We start from the raw sequence: 10,802 nt of genomic DNA, 5'->3' as shown, positions 1-10,802 counted from the left end.
GACCGCTGGCGCGGCGTGCTGCGCGCGTGCGCGGCGCTGGCCGACCGCATCGCGGGCGCGGGGCCCGATCCGCGGCCGACGCTGGCCGTGCGCGAAGCACGTCCGCGCACGCACGTGTGGGTATCGCAGTACGCGGTGCCGCTGCTGCTCGCCACGCTCGTGTGCGCGCTGGCGACGCTCGCGGCGAGCGCGCTGCTGCGCGTGTTCGACCTGTCGAACGTCGTGATGCTGTTCCTGATGACCGTCGTGCTGATCGCGCTGCGGCTCGGCCGGCTGGCCGGCGCATGGGCCGCGTTCGTGTGCGTCGGCTGCTTCGACTTCTTCTTCGTCGAGCCGAGGCTGTCGTTCGCAGTGTCCGATACGCAGTACGTCTTCACGTTCGCGCTGATGCTGGCCGTCGCGCTCGCGATCGGCCAGCTCGCGGCGCGCCTGCGCGCGGAGGCGCGGGCCGCACGGGCGAACGAGAAACGCTCGGCCGCACTCGCGCGGGTCGCGCACGACCTGTCGGCAGCGATCGAGACCGAGCAGATCGCATCGATCTGCACCGGCACGATCGCGCCGCTGCTTGGTGTGCGCGTCGCGCTCGTGCTGCCGGATGCGGATGACCATCTGATGCCGGCGCAGCACGCGCGGTTCGTCGAAGCACCGATCGCGCGCTGGGTCCACGAGAATGCGCGCGGCGCCGGGTGCGGGCTGCCGCCGTTCGAGCATGCGGCCGCGCAATACCTGCCGCTGAAAGCGCCGATGCGCGTGCGCGGCGTGCTCGTGCTGTTCGGCGACGCGCAGCCGGTCCCCACCGACCCCGACGATCGCCGCCTGATCGACGCGCTGTGCTCGTCGGTCGCGATGGCGCTCGAACGCGTGCACTACGTCGGCGTCGCGCAGCACACGCTGGTCCGGATCGAAGGCGAGCGGCTGCGCAATGCTTTGCTCGCCGCGGTGTCGCACGACCTGAAGACGCCGCTCACCGCGATCCGCGGGCTCGCGGAGACGCTGGAGCGGCCCGAGCGGCTGGCCGACGGGCAGCCGGCCGCGCTCGCGCACGGGATTCGCAACCAGGCCGAGGCGCTGCACGGGCTCGTCGTGAACCTGCTCGATCTCGCGCGCATGCAGAGCGAGGGCGTGCGGCTGAATCGCGAGTGGCACATGCTCGACGAGATCGTCGGCAGCGCGCTCGCGCATTCGGCCGGCGTGCTGGCCGGCCGCGACGTGAGCGCCGACCTGCCGGCCGACCTGCCGCTGATCGATGTCGACGCGCTGCTGATCGAGCGCGTGCTGATGAACCTGCTCGACAACGCGTCGAAGTACGCGGGCACTGACGCGGCCGTGGCCGTGCGGGCACGCGTGTTCGGCGAAACGCTGTACGTGTTCGTCGAGGACGACGGGCCCGGCTTCGTCGCGCGCAACACCGAACCGCTGTTCGAGCCGTTCGAGCGCGAACGCAAGGAATCGTCGATCAGCGGCGTCGGGCTCGGGCTCGCGCTGTGCCGCAGCATCGTCAACGCGCACGGCGGTTCGATCCGCGCGGTGCCGCTCGATCCGCACGGCGCGCGGTTCGAGATTCGCCTGCCCCTGGGCGCGCCGCCCGATATCGAACACGAGAGCCGGACATGATCAGATCGCGCGTACTTATCGTCGAGGACGAATCGGACATTCGCCGTTTCGTGCGGATGGCGCTGGAACAGGAAGGGCTCGACACCTGCGAGGCGTCGACGGCCCGCGAGGCGCGGATGTATGCGTCGAGCAGCAAGCCCGATCTCGTGATCGTCGATCTCGGGCTGCCGGACGATGACGGCAAGACGTTCATCCGCGAATTGCGCGAATGGTCGACGGTGCCGGTGATCGTGCTGTCGGCGCGACAGCAGGAAGTGGAGAAGGTCGCGGCGCTCGACGCGGGCGCGGACGATTACCTGCCGAAGCCGTTCGGCGTGCCCGAACTGCTCGCGCGGGCGCGCGCGCAACTGCGGCGCGCGGCGTTCGTGTCGGCCGACGGGCAATCGTCGTCGATCGTGCGGTTCGGCGACGTGACGGTCGATCTCGGCAAGCACGAAGTCGCGCGCGGCGGCGAGCCGGTTCATCTGACGCGCCTCGAATTCCGGCTGCTCGCTGCATTGATTCGCGCGCGCGGCGGCGTGATCGCCGCGCGGCAATTGCTGGCGGAGGTTTGGGGCATCCACGACGCGGAGCGCGCGCACTACGTGCGTGTGTACATGACGAACCTGCGGCAGAAGCTCGAACCGGTGCCGGCGCGCCCGCGGCACCTGCTGACGGAGCTGCAATTTGGCTACCGGCTGGTCGGTCTGGAAACGGTCGGGATGGCGGACGGGCCGCGCGCCGCGGTGTAGCCAGGTCTAGACAAGTGAAAGCCGGCACATGGCGGCGCATGTACGCCTGAAGAAAGCTTTTGTTTAGCTTGACGTAATTCGTAATTAATTGAAATTTAAGGAAAAATCCCATTGGCGAAACAATCCGCCGACAACTAGAGATAAACACGGATTGCTGGCGAACCTGCAGAAAAGGCAAAGTTGTATGTACAACTTGGGGTGTCGCCGAAAGGGGCGGTCTCCGGGTTGGAAGGGTTCACGGCGGCGCCGCCCGACGGGACCCCAGCCCAGTTCGCCTCTGACAGGAACGCCATGAAGAAACTCGCGCTCAGTATTGCCCTTGCCTGCATCGCGGTCGGTGCCCACGCCAAGGATTGGTCGACGATCCGGTTCGGCGTCGACGCCAGCTATCCGCCGTTCGAATCGAAGGACGCAAGCGGCAAGGTCGTCGGCTTCGACGTCGATCTCGGTAACGAGATCTGCGCCCGCCTGAAGGCGAAATGCGTGTGGATCGAGAACGACTTCGACGGGATGATTCCCGCGCTGAAGGCGAAGAAGTTCGACGGCGTGCTGTCGTCGATGTCGATGACGCCGGCGCGTGCCGAGCAGATCGCGTTCTCCGACAAGCTGTTCAACACGCCGACGCGCCTCGTCACGAAGAAGGGCGCGAACCTGCAGCCGACGGCTGAATCGCTGAAGGGCAAGTCGATCGGCGTCGAGCAGGGCACCATCCAGGAAACCTACGCGAAGGCGTACTGGGCGCCGAAGGGCGTGCAGGTCGTGCCTTACCAGAACCAGGACGGCGTGTACCAGGACCTGATGTCGGGCCGCCTCGACGCAGCGCTGCAGGACGCGGTGCAGGCCGACATCGGCTTCCTGAAGACGCCGCGCGGCGCGAACTTCGAATTCGCCGGCAAGGACATCGACGATCCGAAGACGCTCGGCAACGGCGCCGGCATCGGCCTGCGCAAGGACGACGCCGACCTGAAGGCGAAGATCGACCATGCGATCGCCGACATCATCAAGGACGGCACGTACAAGAAGCTCGAGAAGAAGTACTTCGCGTTCGACGTCTACGGCGGCTGATCGTCCATGCGGCGCGCACCGGCTGTGGCGCGCGCCGCGTCTGCTTTGGGTGCAACCCGCTTCGCGTGATGCGGCCGACTTGATGAGCAGGTTGCATCAGGTAATGCGCAGATATCGTTTGATGCGGGGTTAATGGCTGTCGAAAATCCAGCCACCTCGTTCTGGATCCCTCATATGATCTTCCAAGGATTTGGTCCGCTGCTGTGGGCCGGCACGGTGGAAACCGTGAAGCTCGCGGTGCTGTCGCTTGCCGCGTCGCTCGTGCTGGGCCTCATCGGCGCGAGCGCGAAACTGTCGACGAACCGTGTGCTCAAGTCGATCGGCACCTTCTACACGACGCTGATCCGCGCGGTGCCGGACCTCGTGCTGATGCTGCTGCTGTTCTACGGGATCCAGATCCTGCTGAACAACTTCACCGACATGCTCGGCTGGGACCAGATCGACATCGATCCGTTCGTGGCGGGCGTCATCACGCTCGGCTTCATCTACGGCGCGTACTTCACCGAGACGTTCCGTGGCGCGTTCCTCGCGGTGCCGCGCGGCCAGCTCGAAGCGGGCTTCGCGTACGGGATGAGCGGCTGGCGCGTGTTCCACCGCATCCTGTTCCCGCAGATGATGCGCTTCGCGCTGCCCGGGATCGGCAACAACTGGCAGGTGCTCGTGAAGGCCACCGCGCTCGTGTCGATCATCGGCCTCGCGGACGTCGTCAAGGCGTCGCAGGACGCGGGCAAGAGCACGCTCGATTTCTTCTTCTTCACGCTGGCTGCAGGCGCGATCTACCTCGCGATCACGACGGTGTCCAACGTCGTGCTGCATCGCCTCGAGAAGCGTTATTCCGTTGGCGTCCGGAGGCTCGCACTGTGATCGAACTCGTCAGCCAGTACTGGCAAAGCTATCTCTACACCGACGGCTACCGCTTCAGCGGCCTCGCGATCACGCTGTGGCTGCTGGTCGTGTCGATCGCGCTGGGCTTCGCGCTCGCCGTGCCGCTCGCGATCGCGCGCGCGTCGTCGAACCGCTGGATCTCCGGCCCGGTGTGGCTCTATACGTACGTGTTCCGCGGCACGCCGCTCTACGTGCAGCTGCTGATGTGCTACACGGGCATCTACAGCCTGCAGGTCGTGCACAACCACGTGCTGCTCGACACGTTCTTCCGCAACGCGATGAACTGCACGCTGCTCGCGTTCGTGCTGAACGAATGCGCGTATGCGACGGAGATCTTCGCGGGCGCGATCAAGGCGACGTCGGCCGGCGAGATCGAGGCCGGCATGGCCTACGGGATGTCGCGCTTCAAGCTCTATACGCGGATCATCCTGCCGTCCGCGCTGCGCCGCTCGCTGCCGAGCTACAGCAACGAAGTGATCCTGATGCTGCACGCGACGACCCTCGCGTTCACCGCGACCGTGCCAGACATCCTGAAGGTCACGCGCGACGTCAATTCGGCGACGTACATGTCGTTCCAGGCCTACGGCATCGCGGCCGTGCTGTACGCCATCGTCGTGTTCACGCTCATCTGGGCGTTCCGCAAGCTCGAGACGCGCTGGCTCGCGTATCTCTCGCCGCGCGGCCATTAACGCTTTCGCAAGATTCGCAAGGAAGGACCAAGCATGTACAAGCTCACCGTTGACAACCTGCACAAGAAGTTCGGCGACAACGAGGTGTTGAAGGGCGTGTCGATGAAGGCGAAGGCCGGCGACGTGATCAGCATCATCGGCTCGAGCGGCTCCGGCAAGAGCACGTTCCTGCGCTGCATCAACTTCCTCGAGCAGCCGTGCTCGGGGCAGATCACGATCGGCAGCGAGCCGATCCAGACCACGCGCGACCGCAACGGCTCGCTGCGCGTGACCGACCAGAAGCAGCTGCAGCGGATGCGCACCAAGCTGTCGATGGTGTTCCAGCACTTCAACCTGTGGGCACACATGACGGTGCTCGAGAACGTGATCGAAGCGCCGATGGCCGTGCTCGGCGTCAGCAAGGACGAAGCGATCGCGCGGGCGCGCAAGTATCTCGAGAAGGTCGGCCTCGCGTCGCGCGTCGAGGGCATGTACCCGTCGCACCTGTCGGGCGGCCAGCAGCAGCGCGTCGCGATCGCGCGTGCGCTCGCGATGGAGCCGGAAGTGATGCTGTTCGACGAGCCGACGTCGGCGCTCGATCCGGAGCTCGTCGGCGAAGTGCTGAAGGTGATGCAGAAGCTCGCCGAGGAAGGCCGCACGATGGTCGTCGTCACGCACGAGATGGGCTTCGCGCGCAACGTGTCGAATCACGTGATCTTCCTGCATCAGGGGAAGATCGAGGAGGAAGGGAATCCGCAGGACATTCTCGTGAATCCGAAGAGCGAACGGCTCGGGCAGTTCCTGTCGGGACGGTTGAAGTAAGCCGGCTGGCGGCGTCGCGGACTGCCCGGGACGCTGCACACTGGAACGCCAAATGCTTGTCGCGCGGGATCCTTTCGACGAAGGAGCGTGCGCCGTGCCGCTGCCGACGCCGTGAGGGGAGGCGGGGGCATCGCTCTCCGATTTCCCGAGGGGCGTCATCCGTCCACTTGCGATAAACCGCCTTCGGGCGGTTTTTTGTTGCGCGTTCCACGAAAGCTTCCGTGTGCTCCGCTCGCACCGGCGATCCGCTTGCCCCATCGTCACATTCTTTCGAATTCCGAATGGTCGCGAAGCTGAAGATCCGGAAAGAAAAGAAAGACATTCGTCAGCTTCGATGCGTTGACCGCGCTGCGATGTCAAAGATCGTCAATTGCGCGTGGACGCGGTGCACGGCTTGTCGACGACCGGCGTTAAGGAGGTACCAGCCGGATCACCGGTTGACCTACCCGGGAGAGTTTCATGAAGCGCATCGCGAAGATCCTGACGGCCACCGCAGTCGCATGTGCCGTTCTTGCTCCGGCACTGGCCGAAGCGCATTCGCACCGTGTGTGCCACGTCGATCATCACCACCATCGCGTGTGCCGCTGGGTGCGGTAACCGTGACTTTCCCGGGGATACCCGGAACGCATTCTTCATTCAGGCAAATCAGGAGAGGACTATGAAAAAGACGATGTTGATCGCCGCGCTGGTCGCCGGCATGGGTGTGTCGATCGGTGCGTTCGCGCAGGTTCCGGCCAGCGCGCCGGCCGGCACGACCGGTCTGTGCAAGGACGGCTCGTTCTACTCGGGCGCGTCGAAGAAGGGCGCATGCGCGGGCCACAAGGGTGTGAAGACCTGGTACGGCGCGTCGTCGGCGGCAGCCGCGAGCGCACCGGCCGCAGCGCCGGCCATGGCGGCTTCCGCTGCTCCGGCATCCGGCACCGCGCCGGCGAAGAGCGCGGCCGCGACGACCGCAGCGCCGGGCGGCGGCGCGGGCAAGGTGTGGGCCAACGACAGCACGAAGGTCTATCACTGCTCGACCGACAAGTACTACGGCAAGACGAAGCACGGCAGCTACATGTCGGAAGCCGATGCGAAGGCGAAGGGCTACCACGCGTCGCACGGCAAGGCCTGTTCGTAATACCGGCTGACGCGCGAGGCCGCTTCCTCGCGCATCGTCCGCACGCCGCAGCACCTCACGCCCCGCCACCCCCGGCGGGGCGTTTCATTTTCAGCGCCGTCCGGCTTCAGTGGGCGTGATCCGTCGGCGTGTCGGCCGACGCCTCGTGCGCCGCTGCGCGGGCATCGAGTAGCGCGCGCAGCGTCACGTAGTGCGTGCCATCCGCATCGCCTTCCGCACCCGAGGTGCGATCGTACGGCTCGTTGTCGTGGATCGTCGCGCGCACGATCGGATAGATCTGCGTTTCCCACCGGCTGCCGTTGAACACGCCGTAGTGGCCTGCCCCCGTCTGCACGTGGTGCGTCTTCAGGTACGGCGGCAACCCCGAACACAGCTCCTGCGCGGCCACCGTCTGGCCGACCGCGCAGATGTCGTCTTTCTCGCCTTCGATCGTCAGCAGCGCGGTGCGATGAATCGCCGCCGGCTCGACGAGCCGGTCACCGACCGTCAGCTCGCCGCGTGCGAGCGCGTATTGCTGGAACACTTTCTCGACCGTCTCCAGATAGAACTCCGCGGTGAGATCGGCGGTCGCGAAGTATTCGTCATAGAAGTGCCGCAGCGCGTCGGCTTTCGCCGGGTCACCTTTCGCGCGCTCGTAATACAGGTCGGCAAACGACGCCGCATGGCGATCCGGATTCATCGACATGAACGCGCCGACTTGCACGAAGCCCGGATACACGCAGCGCTGCGCACCGACGAAGCCCGCCGGCACGACGCTGATCAGGTTGCGCGCGAACCATTCGATCGGCTGGCTCGTCGCGAGCGCGTTGACCTTCGTCGGATTCACGCGGCAGTCGATCGGCCCCGCCATCAGCGTCAGGCTCGCGGGCTGCGCCGGATCGCCGCCGGCGGCCATCAGCGCGACCGCCGCGAGCGCGGCGACGGTCGGCTGGCAGATCGCGAGCACATGCGCGTCCGGCCCGATCTGGCGGATGAAGTCGATCACGTGCGCGACGTATTCGTCGAAGCCGAATCGTCCGGCCATCAGCGGGATGTCGCGCGGGTTATGCCAGTCGGTGATGTACACGTCGTGGTCGGCCAGCATCGTGTGCACGGTGCCGCGCAACAGCGTCGCGAAATGCCCGGACATTGGCGCGACGATCAGCACGCGCGGCTGGCGCGCAACCGGCAGCGCCTTGCGGAAATGCAGCAGCGTGCCGAACGGCGTCGCCGCGGCGGCTTCCTCGACGATCGGCACCGTTTCGCCGTCGACGGCGATCGACGCGATGCCGAACGGCGGACGCCGATGCGAGAACGCGCAGCATTCGAGCAGTTCGCACAGCGCGTCGAGCATGCGGCCGGTCGGCGTCGCGGTGGCGGGTGGCCACAGCGACATCGTCGCGCGCGCGGCGGCGGCCCATGCGCGCGCCGGGCGCACGCATTCGGCAGACCATTGATAGAACGGGTAAGCAAGCAGATTCATGGCCGTCGCTCGTTGTGCCGCGTTGCATGGAACGAGGCAAGCGATGTGCCAGCCCGCGGCTGGCACGCGCGTTGCACGCGGTTCGGGAACGCGGCGACGCAGGCGGCACGCGACAACCGGCAGCCGCACCCGATGCATGGCCGCGCCGATCTGGCGGGCGGCACGTGCCGCGACAGTGTGCGGCGCTGCGCCAGTTTGGCGAATGCGCCGCACCGGCATGGTGCGGGTGACGCCACGCGGCGTCCGTTTTCGGTGCAGGGGCACGAACGGCTTTGGACAGGGGAGCGACATGGAAGTCACCGGACAGACGACGCTGACCATCAGCAGCCGCAATTACTCGTCGTGGTCGATGCGCGGCTGGCTGCTCGCGAAGCTGAGCGGGCTCGTGTTCGAGACGGTCAGCGTGCCGATCGATGCCGCGTCGCGCGCGGAGTTGCTGCTGCTGTCGCCGTCGATTCTCGTGCCGTGCCTGACGCACGACGGCAACACGGTGTGGGACACGCTCGCGATCGCCGAATACCTGAACGAGATCCGGCCACAGGCGCGGCTGCTGCCCGAAGACCGGCAAGCCCGTGCGCATTGCCGGTCGATCTGCGGCGAGATGCATTCCGGTTTCAGCGCATTGCGATCCGCGTTGCCGATGAACCTGCGCGCGCATTTCCCCGGCTTCCGGATCTGGTCGCGCGCGCAGCACGACATCCAGCGGATCGTGACGATCTGGCGCGAGTGCCTGGCCGCGTACGGCGGCCCCTGGCTGTTCGGCGCGGAGATCGGCATCGCCGACGCGATGTATGCACCGGTCGTCACGCGCTTCCTGACCTACGACGTGAAACTCGAGCCCGATGTGGCCGAGTACTGCATGCGGGTGCTCGCGCATCCGTTCGTCATGGAGTGGATCGAGGCGGCGAAGGCGGAGCACGAAGACATCGACGAACTCGACATGGAGTTTTGACGAACGGGGTGGCTTGGCGCTTTCAATTGCACTACACGAACACGCATAAAAACGAACTTTCTGGTGTGGCCGCACGGCCCGCAAACGTTTTACCTTGATTTCGAATCGAAACGAGGACGAATTCCCTAAAGGATGTGGAGCCCGATGACGTAAACGGGTCACGGGGATGACTCGTGATCGCATGCTTTCGACGTGCGACGCGCGGTCCGCAACATTCAGCGCAGCAGGGGAATCGACTTGAATCGTCAGCAATCGTGGACGCGTACGGCGGCGCCCGGAGAAATCATTTATTCCGAGGGGTTCGCCGGCGAGCCCGTCATCTTTCTGATCACCGACGGCAAGGTCGAGCTGTCCACGCGCTGCGACGACAAGCGTGTCGTCGTCGCGACGCTCGGACGTGGCGAGTTCTTCGGTGAGTCGGCGCTGCTCGGGGCCGAGCCGCGTGCCCAAACCGCGAAGGCGCTTTCATTCTGTCAGCTCACGGTCGTGCCGGCCGGCACCCTCGACGAAGAAATCGAGCGCGTGTCGGCGCTGCTGCGTCACATCGTGCGGACGATGATCCGTCGCGTGAAGCGCAAGGACGACCAGCTCGCGACTTATACACACGCCGACTTCATGCCCGGCGTGCTGTCGTATGCGCATGTGCTGGCGCTGATGGCGGGTGCCGATGCGCGCGAGGGTGGCGACGCGTGGACGCGCCGGCCGATGCAGGCCCATGCGGCCGAAACCTCGGTGCCGCTCGCCGACGTGATCCGCAAATGCCGTGCGATTGCCGGCCACTCACGGCCGCACGTGCTCGCGATGCTGCGACGCATGGAGAAGCTCAATCTCGTCACGATCGAAGCCGCGCAAGCGGATCACACCGGCGCGGCAACCGACTATGCGGCGTCGTCGGATGCGCGCCAGGTCGTCACGTTCGACGCCGCGCGCGTGATCGATCGCGCGCAACAGGTTGCCGATCACGATCTCGACCTGTCGATCAACAGCGAACTCGAGCTCATCGAGCTGGCCGATCTCGAATCGCTGATCGGCGTCGAGAGGACGATGCTGCTCAACAAGTTGTCGAACGGCGAGATTGCCGACGAACTGTTCGCGTTCCGCAAATCGAAGGTGCTCAGCTACGTCGAGCAGAAGGGTGTTACGTACTTCTCGCGGCGCAATGCACGTCGCGGCGGCGACGTGCGCTCGCTGGAGGATCTCGTGTCGATCGACCAGCGCACGCTGTTCGACGTCATCAGCGCGTTCGATACCTACGATCTCGCGAAGCTGATCGCGAATCTCGACGATCGCGCGGTGGCCGACAAGCTGTTCTCCGTGATGACCGAGGCACGGCGCAACGAGGTGTCGTGGGTGATGCGTCGCGAGCTCAAGCTCGATCCGGTCGAGATCGAGGACATCGAGCGGCGCGTACTGGATGCCGTTCGCGCGGCGAAGGCGCCGGCGGCGGGCGCCGCGCCCGTCGCGTCGGCATCGGATGCATGAA

At 65.9% G+C, this 10,802-nt stretch carries 11 protein-coding genes; 10 read left to right on the top strand and 1 reads right to left on the bottom strand.

Annotated features, from left to right (window positions below; all coding sequences use genetic code 11):
• From BDO18943_RS28785 to BDO18943_RS28750, 8 genes are all read left to right on the top strand, one after another.
• A partial coding sequence (locus BDO18943_RS28785; protein ID WP_175024949.1) for a DUF4118 domain-containing protein occupies positions 1 to 1,614 on the top strand: 1,614 nt, incomplete at its 5' end.
• Entirely contained in the window at positions 1,611 to 2,345 is a 735-nt protein-coding gene (locus BDO18943_RS28780) for a response regulator (RefSeq protein WP_043178039.1), read from the top strand. The genes BDO18943_RS28785 and BDO18943_RS28780, both read left to right, overlap by 4 nt.
• 291 nt (positions 2,346 to 2,636) lie before the next feature.
• Positions 2,637 to 3,410 carry an ABC transporter substrate-binding protein gene (locus tag BDO18943_RS28775; RefSeq protein ID WP_043178037.1) on the top strand — a complete coding sequence of 258 codons (774 nt, stop codon included), beginning with the start codon at positions 2,637 to 2,639 and terminating at the stop codon, positions 3,408 to 3,410.
• A 174-nt stretch (positions 3,411 to 3,584) separates the two neighbouring features.
• Complete coding sequence (locus tag BDO18943_RS28770; protein WP_175024948.1) at positions 3,585 to 4,274, top strand: ABC transporter permease; 690 nt, start codon at positions 3,585 to 3,587, stop codon at positions 4,272 to 4,274.
• On the top strand, positions 4,271 to 4,984 hold the full coding sequence (locus BDO18943_RS28765; RefSeq protein ID WP_043178033.1) for an ABC transporter permease: 714 nt from the start codon (positions 4,271 to 4,273) through the stop codon (positions 4,982 to 4,984). The genes BDO18943_RS28770 and BDO18943_RS28765 overlap by 4 nt, the downstream gene beginning before the upstream one ends.
• Positions 4,985 to 5,017: 33 nt before the next feature.
• Entirely contained in the window at positions 5,018 to 5,785 is a 768-nt protein-coding gene (locus tag BDO18943_RS28760; RefSeq protein ID WP_043178030.1) for an ABC transporter ATP-binding protein, read from the top strand.
• Positions 5,786 to 6,244: 459 nt separating this feature from the next.
• Entirely contained in the window at positions 6,245 to 6,382 is a 138-nt protein-coding gene (locus BDO18943_RS28755) for an HHHH-motif protein (protein WP_167316040.1), read from the top strand.
• A 61-nt stretch (positions 6,383 to 6,443) separates the two neighbouring features.
• Positions 6,444 to 6,905 (top strand): hypothetical protein, encoded by a 462-nt coding sequence (locus BDO18943_RS28750; RefSeq protein WP_175024947.1) that lies wholly within the window; start codon positions 6,444 to 6,446, stop codon positions 6,903 to 6,905.
• Between the two features lie 106 nt (positions 6,906 to 7,011).
• Here BDO18943_RS28750 and BDO18943_RS28745 read toward each other — a convergent pair whose 3' ends face one another.
• A complete protein-coding gene (locus BDO18943_RS28745; RefSeq protein ID WP_175024946.1) occupies positions 7,012 to 8,367 on the bottom strand; it encodes a polyhydroxyalkanoate depolymerase in 1,356 nt (451 codons plus the stop codon).
• Between the two features lie 289 nt (positions 8,368 to 8,656).
• Between BDO18943_RS28745 and BDO18943_RS28740 the strand changes: the two genes are divergently transcribed.
• Together BDO18943_RS28740 and BDO18943_RS28735 are read left to right on the top strand one after the other, a co-directional pair.
• Positions 8,657 to 9,319, top strand: a complete 663-nt coding sequence (locus BDO18943_RS28740) for a glutathione S-transferase family protein (RefSeq protein WP_043178023.1) — start codon at positions 8,657 to 8,659, stop codon at positions 9,317 to 9,319.
• A 237-nt stretch (positions 9,320 to 9,556) separates the two neighbouring features.
• A complete protein-coding gene (locus tag BDO18943_RS28735; protein WP_175024945.1) occupies positions 9,557 to 10,801 on the top strand; it encodes a cyclic nucleotide-binding domain-containing protein in 1,245 nt (414 codons plus the stop codon).
• Position 10,802 lies beyond the last annotated feature (1 nt).

Origin of the sequence: Burkholderia aenigmatica, assembly GCF_902499175.1 — a bacterium.
Taxonomy (GTDB): Bacteria; Pseudomonadota; Gammaproteobacteria; order Burkholderiales; family Burkholderiaceae; genus Burkholderia; species Burkholderia aenigmatica.
This window is presented reverse-complemented; position numbering and strand designations above follow the sequence as displayed.

Bases quoted from the DNA above. Each gene is read 5' to 3' on its own strand.
- BDO18943_RS28780 (WP_043178039.1), top strand. From the start codon at position 1,611: ATGATCAGATCGCGCGTACTTATCGTCGAGGACGAATCGGACATTCGC.
- BDO18943_RS28775 (WP_043178037.1), top strand. From the start codon at position 2,637: ATGAAGAAACTCGCGCTCAGTATTGCCCTTGCCTGCATCGCGGTCGGT.
- BDO18943_RS28770 (WP_175024948.1), top strand. From the start codon at position 3,585: ATGATCTTCCAAGGATTTGGTCCGCTGCTGTGGGCCGGCACGGTGGAA.
- BDO18943_RS28760 (WP_043178030.1), top strand. From the start codon at position 5,018: ATGTACAAGCTCACCGTTGACAACCTGCACAAGAAGTTCGGCGACAAC.
- BDO18943_RS28755 (WP_167316040.1), top strand. From the start codon at position 6,245: ATGAAGCGCATCGCGAAGATCCTGACGGCCACCGCAGTCGCATGTGCC.
- BDO18943_RS28750 (WP_175024947.1), top strand. From the start codon at position 6,444: ATGAAAAAGACGATGTTGATCGCCGCGCTGGTCGCCGGCATGGGTGTG.
- BDO18943_RS28745 (WP_175024946.1), bottom strand. From the start codon at position 8,367: ATGAATCTGCTTGCTTACCCGTTCTATCAATGGTCTGCCGAATGCGTG.
- BDO18943_RS28740 (WP_043178023.1), top strand. From the start codon at position 8,657: ATGGAAGTCACCGGACAGACGACGCTGACCATCAGCAGCCGCAATTAC.